Origin of the sequence: Mesomycoplasma ovipneumoniae ATCC 29419 (genome assembly GCF_028885435.1) — a bacterium.
In the GTDB taxonomy this organism is placed as follows: domain Bacteria; phylum Bacillota_I; class Bacilli_A; order Mycoplasmatales; family Metamycoplasmataceae; genus Mesomycoplasma; species Mesomycoplasma ovipneumoniae.
In genome coordinates, this window is record NZ_CP118522.1 from 871,056 (window position 1) to 892,746 (window position 21,691).

Here is a 21,691-nt window from a genome sequence, read left to right on the forward strand (position 1 = left end):
TGCTTATTTTTTTACAATGAAATTTAGGATTTTTTTAGGTACAAAAATTGTCTTAATTATTGAGTGATTTTCTAAAAAATGCTGTATTTTATAGTGTTTTTTGGCAGTTTCGATAATTTGATCTTGACTTTGGTCGTCATTTAATTCGAGAATTGCTCTAGTTTTACCGTTAATTGAAACAGGTAAATTATAAGTATTTTTTACAATTTTAGCCTTGTCAAATTGAGGCCAGCTGTGAAAATGAAGCGGTTTTTGCTCTAATTTTTCAAGTAATTCCTCTGAAATATGAGGGGCAAAAATCGATAAAACTACTAAAAAATCAACAAGATATTTTTTTGACGGTATTGAATCAAGTTTACTTAAAAAATTAATATACACCATTAATTTAGAAATAGCCACGTTAAACTTAAAATCCTGGACTAAATTAGTAATTTCAAAGACAAAATTATTATAAAGGTAGCTAAATTCAGAGTCCTGTTCGACTTCAGGATCAATTTTGTAATCTTTTAAAATAATTCTAATAACCCTTTGAATTCAGGCATAAATTGAATTTGCACCTTTTTCATCCCAGGCGCGATTTTCATTAATTGGCCCCATAAACATTAGAAAAATTCGAACACTATCAGCGCCATATTTGTCTAAAACTGTATAAGGATTAATAATATTTCCTTTGGATTTAGACATTTTTTGACCGTCAGGCCCTAGTAGCATTCCTTGGTGAATAACTCTGTCAAAAGGCTCAAAATTTGGAACAATTCCAGCTTCAAATAAAACTTTATGTCAAAAACGTGAATAAAGCAAATGGCCAACAGCATGTTCTTGTCCGCCGATATAAATGTCAACGGGAAGTCATTTTTGCAGTTTTTTATAAGCTTCTTTTGAGTCTAATTTTAAATAAGTGCCGTCATTTTGTTTTAAAATATAAGCAAGATAATACCATGAACTTCCGGCTCATTGAGGCATTGTGTTAGTTTCGCGGCGGTAGATTTTACCGTTTTTTTCAAAAAAAACTCAATCTTTTTGTAAAGCAAGTGGGGACTGACCATCGCCTGAGGGAACAATTTTTTCTAAATGTGGCAGTTCGACAATTTTTTCTTCAAGATAGATTTTGCCATCTTGGTCAAAATAAACAGGAAAAGGCTCGCCTCAATATCTTTGTCTTGAAAAAACTCAGTCCTTAATTTTATAAGAAATACTTTTTTTTGCTAAGCGGAATTTTTCTAATTTTTCAAAAATTAATTTTGAAGCTTTTTCAACTTCAAAATTGTTAAATTCTGCTGAATTTATAAGCAGATTTTGGTCATTTATCACTTCTAAATAGTCAATTGCAAAAATTTTAGCAAATTCTAAGTCATTTAAATTGTGAGCTGGAACTCCCATAATTGCCGAAGTTCCGTAGTCATTTAGCACATAATTTGCAATATAAAGCGGAATTTTTTGAGAAGTTAAGGGGTGAATCATGTATAAATTAGTAAATATACCAGAAATTTGACTCTGAAGTTTGGGGCTAGAAAAACTGTTTTTTTCAATGTAGTCACTAATTCTTGCATCTTTTTTTGCAAGATTTGTTGCAAAATCATGCAAAGGTGAAATAGCTAAAAAACTAACACCATAAATAGTCTCAATTTTTGTTGTAAATATTTCAATAAAATCTTTGCTATTTTCAAAGTAAAACTTAAGAATAACGCCTTGGGACTTGCCAATTCATTTTTGTTGGAGCAACTTTAATGAGTCAGGAAAATTTATACTCTCAAGTCCATCAAGCAATTTTTGGGCATATTCAGTGATTTTTAACACCCATTGATCCATTTTTTTAATTTCAACAGGAAAACTACCTCGTTCACTGACTAAATTTCCCTCTTTGTCACGACTTATTTCTTCATTTGCTAAAACTGTCCCTAATTTTGGGCATCAATTTACTTGTGTCTGACGAATTTCGGCTAGGCCAACCTTATATAAAAGTTTAAAAATTCACTGGGTTTGTTCATAAAATTTTGGATCACTTGTGTTAATTTCTTTACTTCAATCATATGAAAAACCAAAAGAATTTATTTGCTCTTTAAAATTTTCAATATTTTTTTTAGTAAAATCTGCAGGGTGGTTGCCTGTTTGAATTGCATATTGTTCAGCCGGAAGACCAAAAGCATCTCAACCCATCGGGTGAAGAACATCAAAACCATTAAGCCGTTTAAATCTTGCAATTATATCTGATGCTGTATATCCAATTGGATGCCCTAGATGCAATCCGGCTGCCGAAGGATAAGGAAACATATCTAAAATATAGATTTTTTTGTCTAAAGATTCACTCGTTTGAAAAACGTTATTTTTTTGCCAATAGTTTTGTCATTTTTTTTCTATTAATTTATGGTCATACATGATACTAAATATTAAATTATAATATAAAAAGGCTAAATTTAAGTAAAATAAAGTTAGATAAAATATTGGTTGGGCAGAAGTTGTTTTAAGTCTTTTATTAACCAAGTCAACGATTAGGCCTAAATTTTATAAGATTTAAACTTGAATGAAAAAACAAAAATAACTAAAAACCACCTAAATTCCGTATTATTTAAACTTAATTATTTTTTTTTTTTTTAATGAAAAAATTTAAATTTGTTGTATAATTAAAAATGCATAATAACTTATGCTTACTCTAATAAGAAATTGTCGCACAAAAATAAGGCCTATTTTATATAGTGCCGCACCTGCCGCCGCAAGGCGGTTTTTTTGTTTTTTATATAAATAGAGCGATTTTATAACTATAACTTAATATATTCGCAAATAATCGTTTGAATTTTTTTGTTGTTTTAGACAATAATTAACTATATTAAAACAATTAATTTTTAACTGCGAAAAACAGGTAGTTTCAAAACATTCATTGGCCAAGTCAACAATTCAGCGCTAAATTTTCTAAGCTTTAAAATTGTAGACAAAAACAAAAATAACTAAAAACCACCTAAATTCCGTATTAATTTAAGTGCAATTAATTTTTTTCTTTTTTTTGATAAAAAATTTAAATTTGTTGTATAATTAACTATGCACAATAAATTATGTTTTACTCTAATAAGAAATTGTCGCACAAAAATAAGGCCTATTTTATATAGTGCCGCAACTGCCGCCGCAAGGCGGTTTTTTTGTTTTTATGCAAAAAACTAAAATTTTAAAAAAATATAAGACAGCAATACTGTATAAATTAGTAGAAAAATGGGGATATTAAATATTTTGTCTTTTGGGCAAAAATTAGTTTTAATGACCATATTAAGAAATTTTATTGTATAATTATTATTTTAAAATTAAAATTATTTTACAAAATGAAAAAAATTATTGAAATTAACGAATCGGATTACATTAAGCTTTTCCTTGACAATATTGTTATTAAACGTGATATTGAAAAATTTGTAATCCCAATTGACACAGTAGAAGTTATTATTTTTGAAAATGACCGAGCAACTATTACAATCCCGCTAATCAACGAACTTGTTGAAAAGAAAGTTAATATAATTATTTGCAAAAATCATTTACCAAATTCACTAATAATTCCCTACAGCGGCTACTATAATAATAAGGTTTTTCAGGAACAAATTAAATGGTCGGTAGAATACAAAGGTAAAACTTGGAAAAAAATTATTCGCCTAAAAATTCAAAGATCTCTCGAAACTTTGGTCGAGAAAAAACTCATTAACGCTGAAATTGAAGAGAAAATGACCTCCTACATTGACCAAGTTGAAGACCATGATGTCACAAATCGTGAAGGCCACGTGGCTAAATTATATTTCAAGCATCTTTTTGGTGAAAATTTTACTCGTGACCAAAAAGGCGATGATCGTATTAATAGCCTTTTAAATTATGGCTACACTGTTTTACTTAGTTATGTTGCCAGAGCTATTTGTGCCAAAGGAATGGATAATCGGCTTGGTGTGTATCATAAAAGTTTTAATAATAATTTTCCTTTGGCTTGTGATTTGATGGAACCTTATCGTTTTTGAATTGACCAAATCGTTTTTGACCATATTAACAAAAAATTTTTTTTATTCCAAGAATTCAAAGAGGATTTATTCACATCTTTTAATAAATATATTACTTATAAAAATAAGAAAATTCGTTTTAAAAAATTTATCGATGCTGAAATCAGTGAAATTTTAGAGTTAAACAAAAATGCAAGCTAATATAATTGAGGTAAATACAAGAGAAATGCGGATTTTATTAATGTATGATATCTATTCAGAAAATGAGCAACAAAACCCTGAATACAATAAGTTTGTTAAAAATCTTTTAAAACTAGGCTACATTCGGATTCAATATTCAATTTATGCCAAAATAATTCCTGTGCACACAATTTATCAATCAGAACGCAAAAAAATTATTAATATTATTCCCAAAAATTCAAATGTTCGTATTTTACTTTTAACCGAACAGCAATATCAAAATATGGAAATTTTAAGTGGTTCAAAATCTAAAAACGAAATTATCAATTTTGAGCAGGAGTATATAAAATTATAATGTTAAATTTTTTTAATAATAAAGCAAATTTAATTGAATTTAAGGAAAATATTAAAATTATTGAATGCGAAAATATTGACCTTTTTTTACACGACCTTTTTGAATATGAGCAATCAAAAGGTGTTCAATCGATTGATTTTGATGGAAAACTATATTCAATTAAAGATATTAGCGTTTTTACTTATTTGAACAAAATCACTGATTTTCTTAGTCTAAGTCCAAAAAATTGATTAGGTAACCAAATTATTCAAGATGAAATGTGACAAAATAGCAATTTTTTTAATAATCAAGAAATTCTGTCCATAATTGATAAAATCAATACTTTATTAGGTTTTGAACTACTTGAATATCAAGTTGATAATACTAAATTATTGAAGGCTCTATTTGAAATTAATCCAAATATTCTACTTTCAAAAAATAATTTTGCAAAAATAATGGAAATTCTTTTTGCAAACAAACCTGAACCCTTGGTTATATTCAAAGATTTAGAGTTTATTAATTTAATTGACCTATTACAATTTACAAACACAAAATTTATAATTTTAACTACTGATTTTACTAAATATATAAATAAATATGACCAACTCGAGCTTGTTGGCTTTTATAAAGATAAAACGATTATTGATATCAAAACACCATTACCAATTATTAGTTATTTTGAAAATCATAAAAATAGGGAAATTCTGGAAAGTGAACCTCTATTTTCAGATTTAAATGAAAAAAACGAGTTTCGTTTTCACATTAACATCATCAAAAGAACATTTTTTGAATAAAAAACCTCAAAAACAACTGGTTTTTTGACAAAAAAACAAAAAAAATCAGTTTTTTTCTTTGAAATGAGGTTTTTGTGCTGTACAATTTCTTATTAGAGTAAAACGAATTTCAAAACAAGGTATAACTAGCATATGTTTTTGTGCTGTACAATTTCTTATTAGAGTAAAACAGAAAAAACAAAAGGAAAAATCAAATGAACGTTTTTGTGCTGTACAATTTCTTATTAGAGTAAAACCTTCTAAGTCTTCGTCAAAAACAGCTAATTGTTTTTGTGCTGTACAATTTCTTATTAGAGTAAAACTTAGTAGCAAATTAGCAGATAACCCTATTTGTTTTTGTGCTGTACAATTTCTTATTAGAGTAAAACTAAGATCATAATTTCTGAAGCTGAAAATATGTTTTTGTGCTGTACAATTTCTTATTAGAGTAAAACTTAGTTTAGAAGAAGAAAATAAACAATTAAGTTTTTGTGCTGTACAATTTCTTATTAGAGTAAAACAATTTTTGAAAAAAAGACCCCTAGTTCTCCGTTTTTGTGCTGTACAATTTCTTATTAGAGTAAAACAAAGTGTCAATTTCACTTTTTGAATAATAAGTTTTTGTGCTGTACAATTTCTTATTAGAGTAAAACTTTTTAAAAAAATTATTTACACTCGGAAAAGTTTTTGTGCTGTACAATTTCTTATTAGAGTAAAACTATTTAACAAATGAAGAAAACATATATGTAGTTTTTGTGCTGTACAATTTCTTATTAGAGTAAAACGATTTTCTAATTCTAAAAATTGCTCTTCAAGTTTTTGTGCTGTACAATTTCTTATTAGAGTAAAACATTTTAAATTTACTTTTAACAAATTGAAATGTTTTTGTGCTGTACAATTTCTTATTAGAGTAAAACGGTGAAGCCAAAACTGTATCAAAAGAGTGAGTTTTTGTGCTGTACAATTTCTTATTAGAGTAAAACCTTGTTTTTAAAAATTCAGCTTGGGAAATGGTTTTTGTGCTGTACAATTTCTTATTAGAGTAAAACAAATCCGTTCTAATTTCGTCAAAATTCTCTGTTTTTGTGCTGTACAATTTCTTATTAGAGTAAAACACACTAACTACCTTATTATCTCCCCAAATAGTTTTTGTGCTGTACAATTTCTTATTAGAGTAAAACGAGTAATTTTATCTTTTCCATCCAGTTCATGTTTTTGTGCTGTACAATTTCTTATTAGAGTAAAACTAGAACAACTTAAAACTTGGTGTAACACTCGTTTTTGTGCTGTACAATTTCTTATTAGAGTAAAACCAAATTCTTGTGAAATTGTTTTTATTGCAAGTTTTTGTGCTGTACAATTTCTTATTAGAGTAAAACGTCATAAAGCAGATTTTTGACTGAAACATTGTTTTTGTGCTGTACAATTTCTTATTAGAGTAAAACTATGACTCTAATTTTTATAACTTAAATTGAGTTTTTGTGCTGTACAATTTCTTATTAGAGTAAAACTTAGTATTTCAACATTTTTTAAAAATTTACGTTTTTGTGCTGTACAATTTCTTATTAGAGTAAAACTAGCTTCTTTATTTGTGGCTAAAAATACTGGTTTTTGTGCTGTACAATTTCTTATTAGAGTAAAACACCTTGAACCCCGGGAATACCAGGCACACCGTTTTTGTGCTGTACAATTTCTTATTAGAGTAAAACTTAGTAGTAAATTAGCAGATAACCCAATTTGTTTTTGTGCTGTACAATTTCTTATTAGAGTAAAACAATATTTTTTTTTTTTTTTTTAGGGCAAAGAGTTTTTGTGCTGTACAATTTCTTATTAGAGTAAAACATATGCTTTTTCAAGTTCTCTTATTTGTTTGTTTTTGTGCTGTACAATTTCTTATTAGAGTAAAACATTTCCATCCGTTAGATAATTTGATGGCTGGTTTTTGTGCTGTACAATTTCTTATTAGAGTAAAACCGTATAAGCGAGCAAGAAATAAATAGTATGGTTTTTGTGCTGTACAATTTCTTATTAGAGTAAAACCAAAGGTTTCCAAAAGAACGCCACCTGCTCGTTTTTGTGCTGTACAATTTCTTATTAGAGTAAAACCTGAGTAGACTTCTTTTTCTTCAATTTTAAGTTTTTGTGCTGTACAATTTCTTATTAGAGTAAAACTTAAACATACCAATTATTGCCTTAACTAATGTTTTTGTGCTGTACAATTTCTTATTAGAGTAAAACGAAATAAACTAGGACAAAAAAAATTAACAGTTTAATATTATTATAACATCATAGCATATTGCTGTGGTGTTTTTCAATTTAAAATTGATTGAATTCTATAGTTGTTGTATCAAAATATATAATCTGCAATTATTTTTTTCAGATCTTCAAAAGTTATTTTACTGTAGTTTAACTCGTTTAAGCATTCACTTTTTATAATTGAAAATCAATATTCAACCTCCCTATTATCCAAAGAATTTCCTATGCGAGACAACGAAACAGTTCCTCCCATTTTATTTATTTTGTCAATATAGACTTTTGAAGTGTATTGAAATCCATGGTCTGAATGAATAACAAAATCTTTATCAATAGACCTAAATGTTTTTATATTATCCATAACTAAATCAAGATCATTGCTTACAGATAGTTTAAAATCTCTGATTTTTTTAGTTTTATGCTCAATTATTACAGACAAAAATACATGGTTTTCCTTAACATCTCTGGGAGCTTTTATATATGTAACATCAGTAGCAAAAATATTTCTATTTAATTTATCATTGTAGTCGCGTTTAACAATATCCGGCAGTGCGAATTTGGTGTTCTTAATTTCGCTCTTTCTTCTTTTTTTTCTAATTTTGCATACTAAATTCAATCTTTTTAAATGTCTTCCAAGACTTCGAGGGTTAATGTAAATATTATATTTCATATAAATATAAGCACTCAACCTTAGGCGACCATACCTACCTTTGTTATCAAGAAAGGATTTTTTAATTATTGCGTCATTTTTGTGTTCCTTTACTTTTATAACTCTAGTTTTAGATTTTGCCACTGATTGTCTGCATACATTAAAAATTTTTGCAGATTTGGTGTAGGGAATATTTAGTGTTTTGGCTTCACTAAGTTTTCCTGATTTTGATTTATCTTTGTTGGTTTCGTAATATCTCTTAGCTATTTCTATTAATTCTTCTTTTGTAAATTCGTTTCAATCGGGTTCAATTGGTTTTTTAGGTTTGCCACTCCCTGGCTTTCTCCTCGCACCCTTTTTATCTAATAATTGATCTTGCATACCATTATTATAATACCGAATAATTTTTTTGATTCTTCGAACTAGTTGACTTCTGGTTGTAAAATTTGTATCTGGCGAAATATCATTTATATAATTTATTGTTTGTTTTAATCCAAATTCATTGTAAATTTTATAAATCATATCAAACTCGTCTTTTTTAAAGTGTCTTGACATTAGTATTTCCCTTTTTGTTGCATTTGAAAATTTAAAAAAACTAACACTTTGGGTGTTAGCTTTCTCCTTAAACTCAGACAAAAAAAGCCAACACCTTTAGTGTTAATTTTTTTTGTCCTAGTTTAAAAAATCCCGCACTTTTAAAAATAATTTTTCCGTTTTTGTGCTGTACAATTTCTTATTAGAGTAAAACCTGATCACAAATTTTAACAGCTTACATTTTTGTTTTTGTGCTGTACAATTTCTTATTAGAGTAAAACATTGATTCAATCGTTTTCTGCAATCAATTTGAGTTTTTGTGCTGTACAATTTCTTATTAGAGTAAAACCTAACTGTTTTAAAGAACACTGTGGAAAAGTTTTTGTGCTGTACAATTTCTTATTAGAGTAAAACGATTTATCATATACATTATATCTTTTTTTTGTTTTTGTGCTGTACAATTTCTTATTAGAGTAAAACTTTTTCCTTTTGTTTCTTTCTAAGGTTTATGTTTTTGTGCTGTACAATTTCTTATTAGAGTAAAACGAGAACTTGAAAAAGCATATCGTCACCATTGTTTTTGTGCTGTACAATTTCTTATTAGAGTAAAACTTTTTTAAGGCATGAAAAACAGCGGTTTATGTTTTTGTGCTGTACAATTTCTTATTAGAGTAAAACATATTTTGAAAAATAATATAAATGTTAATAGTTTTTGTGCTGTACAATTTCTTATTAGAGTAAAACTTTTTGTCTAAAATAAAATAGAAAAGGGTTGTTTTTGTGCTGTACAATTTCTTATTAGGGTAAAACTTGAGGTTCTAAATGTAATAGCATAGCACCGTTTTTGTGCTGTACAATTTCTTATTAGGGTAAAACCCTTTTTCTCCACGATCACCTTGATTCCCGGGTTTTTGTGCTGTACAATTTCTTATTAGAGTAAAAAAACACTCAAAACCTGTAGTTATACTACATTCATGAGTGTTTTTTCACTTATTAATTAATTTTAAATTTTAGGGTCTAAAGTACTAATTATTTTCTAACTTTTTTGTTTTTGTTAATAAGGTATTCTTCCAATTTTCTTTGCTCATTAGATTCATATTCATTCCCTAGTTCGTCAAGGCTAACAAATTGAAATTCATTAAGAAGACCACTTGTTGCAGGTTTGAACGATTCTAACTTCGTTACAATCGATTCTATTGTGAATCTAGTATCACCTTTTTTTCCTTTAGTTATACCAGAAATATAAAAATAATGATTATCATCCGGTCTTATAAGAATTGATTTTTTAGAGTCTGTTGCTTTTTCTTCAAGGGTTTTTGCTTTGTTATTTTCAGATTTAAATTTAAATTCTTTATCAACTTTTAATTTTAGAATTGCAGATTTCTTGATTATAAATATTGGTTTTGATTGATGATCAATACCCACATTGTCTTTGTATTTTTTTAGATTTTCTTGATTGTAGTTCGCCTCATCTAATGAATAAAACTCGCGATCAAGTTTGGTGCCATACTGTTTAAGCAAAAAATTTACAGGTATAGAATTAAGCTTGCCTTTTTTATTTTCATAAACAAGTGCAAAAATTTGTTCCTTACCGGTTCGAAATGATTTTTCACCTTGTTTTTTGTTAACAAAGACAAAATCTTTATTAACATTTTTTTCTGTTACAACTCTTAAATCTTTAAAAAGTGTTTTTTTATTAGTAACAGGATCAAAATAAATTAATTTATTCGCTCCTATTGCATTCTCCTTTTCTTCTTCATCAATATATTTTTCGCTAACTAATCACTCCATATATGCTTGAAAAGGATTTTTATTTGTTTTTTTATTTTTATTTTCATTTTCATCTTTATTTTTATTTTCTTTTTCGTTAAATTCGGGTCTGTTAAAAATTGTTCTTAATTTTTCAAATTCAGATTTATGACTTTGATACATCAACACAAGATATTTGCCGCTATTAGGATTAGGATCGGCAAAATAGTCTTTCAAATTATCTAGACTTTTTGGTTTAACTAAGTTGATTTTTACAACTTTGTCGTAGGTGCCATCATCATTCCGTCTAAGACCATATAAAGTGTCGTCAAACAAAGGTAAGTTTGTATAATTTGTCATTTTTCTTGAAAATTTGATTTCAACTTTATCTTTAGCGTTTTCGTATTTTTCTTTCACCAAACCAGAGATAGTTTCAACTAATTCAAACTTTTTGCTTTCATAATCTGAATTCTTTAAAATTTCACCTGTTTCTTTATTAATTATAGTCCCGTCTTCAATTTGCTCATATTTTGATTGACGCAACCCTTCTTGGATTGTCAATGAGGATAAAGCGTGTCGATTTTTATTTCCCATTATTCCGATAATTGCAGCATCAATTGCATGATGTCTATTATCTGTACGATCCTTATTGTTTGGGAGAATTTTTTCGCGAATAAAAGCTGTATGATGCCCGTTTAATGTAAATATTTTTGTTGGCTGTTCATAAGAAAAATTCGGATTATCTCTGAAATGTTCTTTTACGACTTCAAGAAATAATTTTGTTGAATATCTTGTGTCATTCAATTGTCTTGATAAAAATTCTTCTTTTTGATGAGGATCAATTTCTTCTTGATAAAGAAGTTTTAATTTTTTATGCATTGCTTTTGTATCTAAACCAAAAATTTTACTTGAATCATCTTTTGCTGCAAGTTTAGGATTAAATAATTTTTCTATTTGTTCAATATAGGCTTTATAAACATTAATGCCTTTTGATTTCATATAAGCTGCTGCGCAAAGATTTGATTTTTTTAAATTCTGGTCTCGTTTTGTTAAAATAAGATTTGATAAAGAATTATCAGGCAAATAAGCTTTAGGAATAATATGTTCAAAATGATATTCGGAACTATTATTTATTAAATCAACAATATCAATTTTTTTGAGTGAATATAAATCAACCCCATCTTGTTGGCAATAAAGTTTTAATTTTTTTAATAATCGATCAGGCTTATCGTCTAAATCTTCTCTTGAAATATTTAATGATTTAAGACCGTATTTTTTGTTCATGACTTCATAAATTTCATCAAGGCCGCTCTTTACTGTCTTATTTGCTTGTTTCTTTTTTGCTTTTTCATCGTTTTTTTCTCGAGGAATTTCAATAAAAATTCCTGAAATTTCGTAATCTTTAGAATATTTCTTAATGATTTTATTTAGAACTGCTATTGCTTGTTCGAAAGTTTGTTTAACAGAAGGAGGTAAAATTTCGTCTTTAAAAATAAAAGGATTTAAGTATTTTGTTAACGGTTTTGCCTTTGTGTTTTGTTTAATAATATCATTAATCTCTTTATCATTATATTTTAAATATTCGGAATTCTCTTGTGTTTCTAGCATTTTTTTAACAAATAAGCTTGTTGCTTCTGCTGAATAACTTCCTGTTTTTTTGAATGTTAGTTCTTTATTATTTAACAAATTATTAATAAATTCGTCTTTTTTATTAATAATTCCAAAGTAATCTAAAACATATATTTTATCTGAAACATCTGTTTTATCTGAAAGATCAATTTTATCTGAAAGATCTATATTATCAAGTTGCTCGATAAATCTGTCTTTTTTTTCCTTGTATTTTTGTAAAATAGAACAAATTGAATCAAGTGCCTTAAGGTGATTTACAAAATTTTCGTCAACTTTAAAATTCTTATATTTTTCTGAATGTTTAGTGATTTCCTTTATTAAAATATTTGTATTTTTTGTTTTACCTTCTAAGTTCACATATTCTTTTTCTTTAAGAGTTTGTCTTCCTTTGAAATCATGTTCACCTATTTCAAGATCTTTTTCTATGATTTTTTCAATTTTATTGACAGTAATATTTTTGTATTCGCCAGAAAGCAATCCATTGAGTAACTTATCTCTATCTTCTTTTTTAAGTCTTCATTCAGCATTAAATTCTGATCTTAAATTACTTAATTCATTCAAAAGGTTGAAAAATTCATAAGAAGAAGAATTAAGCGAGGCTCTTAATTCTTTTGGGTAAATGCTACATTTTCCGATTGTTTTATCCCAAATATTATCATATTTTTGCTCAATTTCCCCTTTTTCTTTATCAAATTTTCAAACTCCGTATTCACTTGCACTGTGTAAAGATCCAGGGCCTTTTGCAAAATCTCGTATATAATTAAAAAGTCTTAAAAAACTTTTTTGAAACTCTTCATCAATATTTTGCACTTCAAAAACTTTTTTGATTTCAGCCGTTCATTGCTGATTTGAGAAGTTATACTTACTTGATTTAAAAAAATTGTTTTTTTTGAAAAACTCACTTAACACCTCGGTAGGGAATTTATCACCGTTATAATATTTAAGTTTTTCACGGTTATCATCAAGTTCATAAAAATAACCTCTATTTTCAAGATAGTCATGCAAAATTCATGCAAGGTCTTTTGGATTTATTTTTTCATTAAGCGCTTTGATTTTTAGATCTAAAATATTGCTATTTTGACTAGAACTTTTTAAAAAAGAGTTTTTAATTTCGTCAATATTTTTAAAATCAAATATATTTTTTGATCTTAAAATTAGTTTTAATAATTTTTCACTTTTATATTGTCTACGGCGGATGGTTCTTCTGGCTGTTCTAAATGATCTTCGGTCTGCCGCGCCTTCTTCTCTTGCCTTGAAAATCCGAGAACCTCAATTCAAAATTTCATTTGTTTCAGAATTGATGATTGCTCAACCAACTGATGCTATTCCTAGATCAAAGCCGATAGCAATACTTTTCTTTTGGTTCATAAATTATCCTTTAAAACAATGATTTTTTACGTTTGTATTATTGCTAATTAATTGCAATATTTATACAAATGTTACCAATAATAAAAATAAATATTAAATAAATTATACCATATTAAGTAAAAATCCATATTAGTCTTCGCAATACGTTATTAAAATAACGTAAAAAAATGCTAAATAAGTAGAAAAATTTTTTGTAGTTTTAGTTTTTTTTGCAATAAAATATTAGTATAATGCTTGTTCACAAGTTTTATCGGCCTTCTTTATGGACTTGACTCGAAACAAAAAATCAAAAGACAACCAAGGCGTCCGCACCGAAAAATTGAATACAAATTTGATCCAAAAATTATTTGAGTATTTAAAAAATGAAAATACTAATTAGATGAATTAATGAAATAGGAGTAAAAAAATGGATATAGTTCAACTTGAAATCCAAAATTTATCAAAAAAAGATAAAAATGAATTAATTGAAGATATAAATGCATTTCGACCTGAAAAAATTGATCCAAATAATTTAGATAAATGGTTAGAGTCTTATTTTTGAGATTTTCCTGACGAGTTTATTGCTTTTCAAAAAGGTTTTAAATATTCCCTTTACAAGCAAACTATCCAAGAAAATGATTTTAAAGATTTGGACTATGAAGATGTTATAGAGAGTTTAACACAAGATCAAAAAGATAAAATAATACTAGATATTTGTTCAATGGCAAAATATTTTAAAGATGAAAATGATAATGATTATGCTGATGAGCCTTATATTTGAGAACTCACTGACGAAGATTGAGAAGATCTCAAAAAATTTGATAAAAAGCTTTGAGAACAATATAAAAATAATAAATATATTTTAGTTATGCCTAAGGGTAAAGGTCAAGGTGGTGTCGCATTTTTTACAAATGATGACCAACTTATTTTTTTTGCTTTAAATGAGCCAGAGCTTGCGACTAGACTTCTTAAGCGACATCGAATAGCTCTTGACCCTCATTACAAAGTCAATAGATGAATTGAACAAAAATATGAGCTTAAATTAGTGCAAAAAGACAATTCAAAGCAAACCAAAAAATTCAAAGCACCAAAGAAGAAAATGTAATTAAAGCCAATAAACTAGGAATAGATAAGTTTTTGTGCTATACAATTTCTTAATAGAGTAAAGCCTAATCACAAATTTTAATAACTTTGACTATATTTATTTAATGGATTTAATAGTAGATGATTTAAAAAATTAAAAATTTAATTTGAATTTAAAAACTCTTTTATCTGGTTTGAGGGTACAAAAAAAGAAATACCTTGAACCGGTTTTTCGTTTATAAGCCGAAAAGTCATGATACCAATTACTTTGTTTTTAGTGTTTAAAACGGGGCCGCCACTATTTCCTGGTTCAATTGTGATACTAGTTCGAACAAAATTTTGATTAGCTACTTTATTAGTTCCTGAAATAATTCCTTTGCTGATTGTCAAGCCAAGATTATGTGGATTTCCAATTGTAAAAATTTCATCTCCATAGTTAAAATCTTCTTCTATTTCAAGATTTTTAACTTGTGTGTTTAGTTCCAAACTTAATATGTCATAGTTTGGTGAGATTTTTATAATTTTAGTTTTTTTGTAGTCTTTTTCGTTTGCAAAACGATAAAAAATATCGATTTCATCGCTATTTTCAAGAATGTGTTTATTAGTGATAATTTTATTATCTATAACAAAACCGGTCGCAAAAGAAACTTCGTCGTTTTTTTGAAGCTTAATTTCGACAATTGACTTTAAAAGACTTTCATGGTTAATTTTTGGATTCAGTTTTATTCAATTATTTGTTACCAAAGCAACGTTTGCTAACAAAATTCCAAGATTTAAAGCCAAAAATAAACCAATAAACCCGTATTTTTTAGTGAATTTTTTCATTTTATCTAAAAGTCTCTTATTCTTAAGTGATTCTAATTATAACCTAAATTTTTCTTAGACCAAGCATTTTTTTTTTTTTTTTGCAAAAGGTTAATTTTAGAATTATAAGAATTAAGACTTTGCCGCAAAAAATCACGGATTTTACGGGTATTTTTGCATATTTGTATTCACTAAAAAGTGAATTTTTGCCATCAAACTGCCAAACTCAGGATTTTTTATATTTGGTTTCAAAGAATTAATAACAATTTTTAACCTAAAAGCACAAAAAAACCTATGAATTCATAGGCTTTTTTAGATTTTGGTCTTTAATTTACTAACTAAACTAGTTCGATAATTGCCATTTTGGAATTATCACCGTTTCGGCTAGGAATTTTCACTATGCGAGTATAGCCGCCTTGTCTTTCTTGGTAACGAGGTGCTATTTTTGTAAACAAATAAGGCATAACTTTCATTCCGTCTTTGGTTTTTTGGTTATATAAATAACTTAGAACTTGACGGCGTGCTGCTAGATCGTTTTTTTTAGCTTTAGTTATTAGTTTTTCAACAACAGAACGAAGACGTTTTGCCCGCGCAAGCGTGGTTTTTAGATGACCATGTAAAATTAAAGAAGTTGCAAGTGAGCGGAAAACTTGGCGATCTCAGGCAGCATCACGGGAATAAATTTGGTGCGGATTAGCCATAATTAGTTTTCTCCTTTTTGTTCGTTTTTATATATTTCAAGTTTTTCAATTATTTCCTGAACTGATTTACGGCCAAGATTTTTAATATTTTCAAAGTCATCTTGTGTTAGGTTTTCAATGTCAGAAATTTTATAATAATGAGCGCGTCTGAGTGCATTTATTGAGCGTACGGAAAGGTCTAAGGACTCAATTGCATCTGAAAAGCGGCGGGATGGTTCTTCTTTGACAACCAAAGGTTCAAAAAATTCTTCGGAGAATTTGTTAATGTTTTCGACATTTGCCAAAATATTAAGGTGGGCAAGCAAGATTTTTGAACCCTCAGAGACAGCATCTTTTGCTTTAATGGAACCGTCAGTTTTAATTGAAAAACTTAGTTTTTCTTCAACAATCGGGCTGGCTGAGTTAATTTCAACAGATTGATAATTAGCACTTAAGACCGGTGAAAAATCACTATCAACAGCCAAAACTGTACCATCAAGGTTGGATTCAAGACTTAGTAAAACTTCGTTTACGAATTTTTTGTTAGTTTCAAAATCACTAAAACCTTTACCTGAAGTTATAAAAAGTTCAAATTTAAGTGAATTAACCCTTGAGACATCGGCAATATATAAATCAGGATTGACAATTTTTAGTCCGCTATCAGAAACAATGTCCCGAGCATAAATTTGTCCAGCTTTTTGGCCGTTAAAACTTGCCCGGTGAATTTGATTTTGATCAAAAAGAGCAGGATCATAGAAAAAACGGACTCTTTTTAGGTTATTTAAGATGGTTACAACATCTTCGATTACATCATCAAGAATACTAAATTCATGAGTTACGCCGGCAATTTTTACCCCAAAAACTGCACAAGAAGTAATTGAAGAGAGAACTACACGACGAAGGGCATTTCCAATTGTATTTCCAAGTCCGCGCTCGAGCGGTTTTAGTTCAAAACTTGTTTCAAATTCACTAATTTGGTCAGTTAAGTTTTCAGAATAATAAACATTTGCATGTTTTTTCATAAAATCCTACCTTTTTTCCTGACGTTTAAATCATTTACGCGGTGGCCGAGTTCCATTGTGCGGAATTGGTGTAACATCTTGGGTAAGTAAAATATTAATTCCTGAAGTGATAATTTGCTTACGGGCTGCTTCTTTCCCTTGCCCAGTTCCTTTAAGGTGAACAACAACTTCGCGCATTCCGTGTTCACGGGCTTTTTGGGCAGCAGCAGCTGTTGCTAAGGTAGCAGCATATGCGGTTTTTTTCTTTGTTCCTTTAAAGCCAATTGATCCTGAACTAGCTCAAGAAATTACATTTCCTTGTTTGTCAGTGAAAGAAATTATCGTGTTTTGGTGTGAAGAGTGAATGTGGGCAATTCCGGCTGTTACATTTTTTGGACGGATTTTTTTAACTTTACGTGTATTAGTTGCCATGATTAACTATTTTTTACCTTTGTCTTTTTTTGCCATAATTGCTTTTCTTGGGCCTTTTCGAGTACGGGCGTTTTTCTGAGTTACTTGACCACGAACTGGAAGACCTTTACGATGACGGATTCCACGATAACATTTAATTTCAATTAGTCTTTTAATATTTGACTGAACTTCACGGTGCAGGTCACCTTCGGTTTTATAAGTTTTTGCAATATCACGAATGATTTGCAAAACATCTTCCTGAATTTCTTTAACTTTTGTATCTTGGGTTAAAACAGGATATTTTTTCCCAAATTTTTCTTGCTGAATTGCAGCAGTTTTGTCAATTATTTCTGCAGCAAGCGATTTTCCAATTCCATAAATACTTGTAAGAGCAATTACAATTCTTTTATGATTGGGGATTTCAACATTAAGAATACGTGCCATATTTTAAACTTATTTAAATAAATATATTTTCCTTTTTATAAAATTTTATTTTTCACCTCTAAAAATTCAAAGGTGAAAAATACTAACAAAATAGAACAAAAATCAAAAACTATCCTTGTCTTTGTTTGTGTTTTTTTAAAACACAAATTACACGGTTTACCGAACGACGCTTAATTATTTTGCAATCTTTGCAAATTTTTTTAATACTTGCTCGAACTTTCATTTTTTTCCTTTAAATTTAGGTAATAATTTCAAAAAAAATTATTTAAAGCGGTAAACAATTCTTCCTTTTGAAAGATCATAAGGTGACATTTCAACCTTAACGCTGTCGCCTAAAATAATTTTAATGTGGTGAAGTTTCATTTTCCCAGCAATATGACAATTTAATTTTACCCCGTTTTCAAGAGTTACTTCATATTCTTGGGAGTTAAAAACGTGTGATATTTTACCTTGAAATAATAATTTTTGTTCTTTTGAAGAATTTTGCATCTATTTTTGATCCATTTCTGTTAGTATTATTCCCTTCCCGTCTTGAATTAAAATTGTCTGTTCATAATGGGAAGTTTTTTTACCATCATTTGATTGTACCGATCATCCGTCTTTTAAAATTTTTATTCGCGGAGAACTCTGGACGATCATTGGCTCAATACAAATTACCATATTATTTTGTAATTTTTTTCCTCTGCCCGGAACGCCAAAATTGAAAATATTAGGATTTTCGTGCAGTTTTTTACCAATACCATGGCCACAAAATTCAACAGGGGTAAAAAATCCATAAGATCTTATTACTTGACTGATAGCAAAACCAATGTCGCCTGTTGTTGCACCAGGTTTGATTGCCTTAAAGCCGGCAAAAAAAGCTTCCTCGGCGCATTTTATTAGTTTTTCATTTTCGGCATTTGGGCCAAGTGATTTACTAAAAGCACTGTCGGCAAAAAAACCATTATAAGATAGTCCTAAATCAACAGAGACCAAATCACCTTCTTGAAGAATGTAGTCATTTGGAATACCATGAATAAGGATTTCATTAACACTTATACAAATAGTTGCCGGAAAACCGTGATAATTTAGAAATGCTGGTTTGGCGCCTCTAGCAATAATCTCATCAAAAGCGATGGCATCAATTTCTTTTAAAGAGATTCCTGGTCTTACAAAGTCATAAATTTTTTTCTTGACTTCTGCCAGGAGTTTAGCGGCTATTTTTAGTTGCTCAATTTCAAATTCTGTTTTAATTAGAGACATTTTTCAATTTCACTAACAATTTCATCCAGGCTTCTCTCGACATTTAAGTAATAAATTTTACCATGTTTTGTATAAAAATCGACAATTGGGCTTACTGATTCATTAAATTTTTCAATTCGAAGCTTAACAATTTCAGGACGATCATCTGGACGGGTAAATAAAGGCTCACCATCAATGTCACATGTATTTTCTACTTTTGGTTTTGCCAGTAATAAATTATATGATTTTTGACATTTACTGCAAAATAAACGTTGAGAAAGGCGGCTAACTATTGTCTCTGGCTCAATTTGGAGGTAAAAAACTTTGTCAACATCAATTTTATTTTCGTTCATAAAATTGAGTTGATTTAATGTTCGCGGGTAGCCATCAAGAATATAACCTGTCTGAGGCGAGAGTTGACTGATAAAATTTGACAATAAATCATTTGTAATTTCATCAGGAACATATAGGCCATTTTTAACATAGTTTTGAATTTTCTCGGCAAAATCACGATCTTTTTCAATTTTTTCACGGAAAAGATTACCAGTAGAAATATGAACTAATTTAAACTTGTCAACTAGAATTTTTGAAATACTACCTTTTCCTGAACCAGGGGCGCCAATTAAAAGAATTTTTGAATTAGATAATGACATTGTTAAATTTCCAGACCTTTTTTAATTTTTTACCATAATAAATCGCGACTTGACTTTGCCGAAGAAGAATCTTGTTTGTATGAAAGATTTTTGCGGATTTTTTTTGTTTGTTTTAGTACTTTTTGCGCTCCATAACGTGCTTTAATTTGCGATATAGTCTCAAGAGCAGTTGTTCCTAAAATTATTATCGAAGTTCCTGAAAAAGTTATTGCCGAAGGTAGACCTAACATTATCGCAATTGGCTGAAAAATTCCAAGAAAAGTTAAATAAATAGCACTAAATACTGAAATTCTAAGAATAACACCAATTAAATAATCTTCAGTTTGCTCGCCAGGACGAATACCGGGGATAAAAGTTGAATTTTTTGCAAAATCCTGGGAAATTTTATCAATCCGTGATTGCTGAAGCGACATAATAATGCTAAAAATAATATTACATACAATAAATATACTAAGACCAATTGGATGATGAATTTGCAAATTATTATCGATTCAATTACGGGCAGCTGAAGTGTTTCGGTCAAAAAATCCGGTCAAAAGTGAAGGGATTGAAACAACAATTAACGCAAAAATTACTGGCATAATTCCGGCTGGATTTAGTTTTAAAGGTAAAACCGATATTTCTTTAATGTTTTTGGACATCCCTGAACCAGTTTGTTGAATTGGAATTTTTCTCTCGGCCAAATAAACATAAACTGATATAAATAAAATAGCCAAAAATGCAACAATATAAAGGATAAAACTAAGAACTTGCGTTATTAAGGAAGAAGGGGAAGAAAGATCAACTAAATACTCAAAAGCATGACGAAAACGTTGTGGAAGACCAACAATTATTCCCGAAAAAATTAATAACGAAGTACCGTTTCCTACACCTTTATCAGTTATCTGTTCGGCTAAAAACAAGGAAAACAAAGAACCAGCGACTAAAATTAAGGGTAAAACAAATCAAACATATCCAGCGCTAGTAATCTCTAAACGAACAAAGCCAAAACTTTCATTAAGAATAACGGTTCGAATTAAAACAATCGCCTGAATAAGCGCAACAAGAAGAGTCAAAAATCTTGTAATTATATTGATTTTTCTTCTTCCGGCAGGACCAGACTGGGAAAGTCGATGAATTGGAGGGAAAATCTTTGTTTGAGCAATAAGCATAAACAAAGACGACGTAATAAAAGGGCTGATGCCTAAGGCAACAACTGAAAAATTAAGTAACCCGCCACCACCGACGGTATTAATGATACCTAAAAATGAGTTGGTATCAATTTGAAATTGCAACAACCTGAGCCCAGGAATAGTAATTGTACCACAAACAATAAAAATTACCAATAAAAAAAATGTAAAAATTATTTTGCGGGCAAGAACTTTTTCTTTATAAACAAGTTGGATATAATTTTTCAGACTTATATATCCAGAATTTGTTTTTTCTCAAAGTTTAGCAAAAAGTTTGCTCACTAGTTTACCTCAGTTATTGAACCGCCGAGCTCTTCAATTTTAACTAATGCCGCTTCAGAATAAGCATTTGTTGTTACAAAAAGTTTTTTTGTTAACTCACCTTTTGCAAGTAATTTGGCTGGCAAATTACGTTTTTTAAGCACACCTTTAAGATAAAGTGACTCAAGACTAACTTTATCCCCATCTTGATAACGGCTTTCAAGATCGGCTAGATTAAAGATTTCATATTTTTTTGAGTTAAAATTGCGGAAACCAATTTTTGGCACACGACGAAATCAAGGGTTTTGACCACCTTCAAAGCCAAGACGAACAGTTGAACGTTTTTTTTGTCCAGATTGACCTCTACCGGCTTGTTTACCTTTTCCAGCAGCATGCCCACGCCCTTTACGGTGTTTTTTTGTTCTTGCACCAGGGGTATAAGTTAAATTTTCAAGTCTTATTGCCATGTTTGTTCCTATTTTTTTAAGTTATATTATTATACTTTATTTTAAAACTTTTTTTCAAAAAAACATAAAAAAGTTTTAAGCAATTTT

At 29.0% G+C, this 21,691-nt stretch carries 18 protein-coding genes and 2 CRISPR repeat arrays; of the genes, 4 read left to right on the plus strand and 14 right to left on the minus strand.

Annotated elements, in window-relative coordinates; all coding sequences use genetic code 4:
* Positions 1-3: 3 nt before the first annotated feature.
* A complete protein-coding gene (gene leuS / locus PWA39_RS03200) occupies positions 4-2,376 on the minus strand; it encodes a leucine--tRNA ligase (protein WP_069099363.1) in 2,373 nt (790 codons plus the stop codon).
* A gap of 932 nt (positions 2,377-3,308) precedes the next feature.
* Here leuS and cas1 point away from each other — a divergent pair.
* From cas1 to PWA39_RS03215, 3 genes are read left to right on the plus strand one after another with little or no spacing between them, the layout of a single operon-like run.
* Positions 3,309-4,163: a type II CRISPR-associated endonuclease Cas1 gene (gene cas1, locus PWA39_RS03205; RefSeq protein ID WP_069099340.1), complete on the plus strand. Its 855-nt coding sequence runs from the start codon at positions 3,309-3,311 to the stop codon at positions 4,161-4,163.
* Positions 4,153-4,497, plus strand: coding sequence for a CRISPR-associated endonuclease Cas2 (gene cas2 / locus PWA39_RS03210; protein ID WP_044284037.1), 345 nt, complete (start codon positions 4,153-4,155; stop codon positions 4,495-4,497). Before cas1 ends, cas2 begins: the two co-directional genes overlap by 11 nt.
* Positions 4,497-5,270: a hypothetical protein gene (locus tag PWA39_RS03215; RefSeq protein ID WP_069099339.1), complete on the plus strand. Its 774-nt coding sequence runs from the start codon at positions 4,497-4,499 to the stop codon at positions 5,268-5,270. The genes cas2 and PWA39_RS03215 overlap by 1 nt, the downstream gene beginning before the upstream one ends.
* A gap of 68 nt (positions 5,271-5,338) precedes the next feature.
* Positions 5,339-7,488: a CRISPR direct-repeat array (repeat unit 36 nt; unit sequence GTTTTTGTGCTGTACAATTTCTTATTAGAGTAAAAC).
* Positions 7,489-7,527: 39 nt separating this feature from the next.
* On the opposite strand, the gene PWA39_RS03220 is transcribed toward PWA39_RS03215, so the two are convergent.
* Positions 7,528-8,706 (minus strand): IS3 family transposase, encoded by a 1,179-nt coding sequence (locus PWA39_RS03220; RefSeq protein WP_274827434.1) that lies wholly within the window; start codon positions 8,704-8,706, stop codon positions 7,528-7,530.
* 157 nt (positions 8,707-8,863) lie between these two features.
* Positions 8,864-9,628: direct repeats of the CRISPR family, unit length 36 nt; unit sequence GTTTTTGTGCTGTACAATTTCTTATTAGAGTAAAAC.
* Positions 9,629-9,714: 86 nt separating this feature from the next.
* Positions 9,715-13,431: a type II CRISPR RNA-guided endonuclease Cas9 gene (gene cas9 / locus PWA39_RS03225; RefSeq protein ID WP_069099487.1), complete on the minus strand. Its 3,717-nt coding sequence runs from the start codon at positions 13,429-13,431 to the stop codon at positions 9,715-9,717.
* A gap of 406 nt (positions 13,432-13,837) precedes the next feature.
* On the opposite strand from cas9, the gene PWA39_RS03230 reads away from it, so the two are divergent.
* On the plus strand, positions 13,838-14,515 hold the full coding sequence (locus PWA39_RS03230) for a hypothetical protein (RefSeq protein ID WP_069099486.1): 678 nt from the start codon (positions 13,838-13,840) through the stop codon (positions 14,513-14,515).
* Between the two features lie 140 nt (positions 14,516-14,655).
* Here the strand turns inward: PWA39_RS03230 and PWA39_RS03235 are convergent, their stop codons facing one another.
* From PWA39_RS03235 to rplO, 11 genes are all read right to left on the minus strand, one after another.
* A complete protein-coding gene (locus tag PWA39_RS03235) occupies positions 14,656-15,318 on the minus strand; it encodes a S1C family serine protease (RefSeq protein ID WP_069099485.1) in 663 nt (220 codons plus the stop codon).
* A gap of 317 nt (positions 15,319-15,635) precedes the next feature.
* A complete protein-coding gene (gene rplQ / locus PWA39_RS03240) occupies positions 15,636-15,998 on the minus strand; it encodes a 50S ribosomal protein L17 (RefSeq protein WP_010321375.1) in 363 nt (120 codons plus the stop codon).
* Positions 15,999-16,000: 2 nt separating this feature from the next.
* Positions 16,001-16,999 carry a DNA-directed RNA polymerase subunit alpha gene (locus PWA39_RS03245; protein ID WP_069099484.1) on the minus strand — a complete coding sequence of 333 codons (999 nt, stop codon included), beginning with the start codon at positions 16,997-16,999 and terminating at the stop codon, positions 16,001-16,003.
* Positions 17,000-17,005: 6 nt separating this feature from the next.
* The gene (gene rpsK / locus PWA39_RS03250) at positions 17,006-17,410 is read right to left on the minus strand and encodes a 30S ribosomal protein S11 (RefSeq protein ID WP_010321373.1); all 405 of its coding nucleotides are present in this window, start codon (positions 17,408-17,410) and stop codon (positions 17,006-17,008) included.
* A gap of 6 nt (positions 17,411-17,416) precedes the next feature.
* On the minus strand, positions 17,417-17,833 hold the full coding sequence (gene rpsM, locus PWA39_RS03255; protein WP_010321372.1) for a 30S ribosomal protein S13: 417 nt from the start codon (positions 17,831-17,833) through the stop codon (positions 17,417-17,419).
* Between the two features lie 109 nt (positions 17,834-17,942).
* Positions 17,943-18,056 carry a 50S ribosomal protein L36 gene (rpmJ, locus tag PWA39_RS03260; RefSeq protein WP_010321371.1) on the minus strand — a complete coding sequence of 38 codons (114 nt, stop codon included), beginning with the start codon at positions 18,054-18,056 and terminating at the stop codon, positions 17,943-17,945.
* 38 nt (positions 18,057-18,094) lie between these two features.
* Positions 18,095-18,322, minus strand: a complete 228-nt coding sequence (gene infA / locus PWA39_RS03265; protein ID WP_044285649.1) for a translation initiation factor IF-1 — start codon at positions 18,320-18,322, stop codon at positions 18,095-18,097.
* On the minus strand, positions 18,323-19,075 hold the full coding sequence (gene map / locus PWA39_RS03270; protein ID WP_069099483.1) for a type I methionyl aminopeptidase: 753 nt from the start codon (positions 19,073-19,075) through the stop codon (positions 18,323-18,325).
* Positions 19,066-19,707 carry an adenylate kinase family protein gene (locus PWA39_RS03275; RefSeq protein ID WP_069099482.1) on the minus strand — a complete coding sequence of 214 codons (642 nt, stop codon included), beginning with the start codon at positions 19,705-19,707 and terminating at the stop codon, positions 19,066-19,068. Before PWA39_RS03275 ends, map begins: the two co-directional genes overlap by 10 nt.
* A gap of 29 nt (positions 19,708-19,736) precedes the next feature.
* Positions 19,737-21,158 (minus strand): preprotein translocase subunit SecY, encoded by a 1,422-nt coding sequence (secY, locus tag PWA39_RS03280; protein WP_069099481.1) that lies wholly within the window; start codon positions 21,156-21,158, stop codon positions 19,737-19,739.
* A complete protein-coding gene (gene rplO, locus PWA39_RS03285; RefSeq protein ID WP_044285653.1) occupies positions 21,158-21,604 on the minus strand; it encodes a 50S ribosomal protein L15 in 447 nt (148 codons plus the stop codon). The genes secY and rplO overlap by 1 nt, the downstream gene beginning before the upstream one ends.
* Positions 21,605-21,691: the final 87 nt, after the last annotated feature.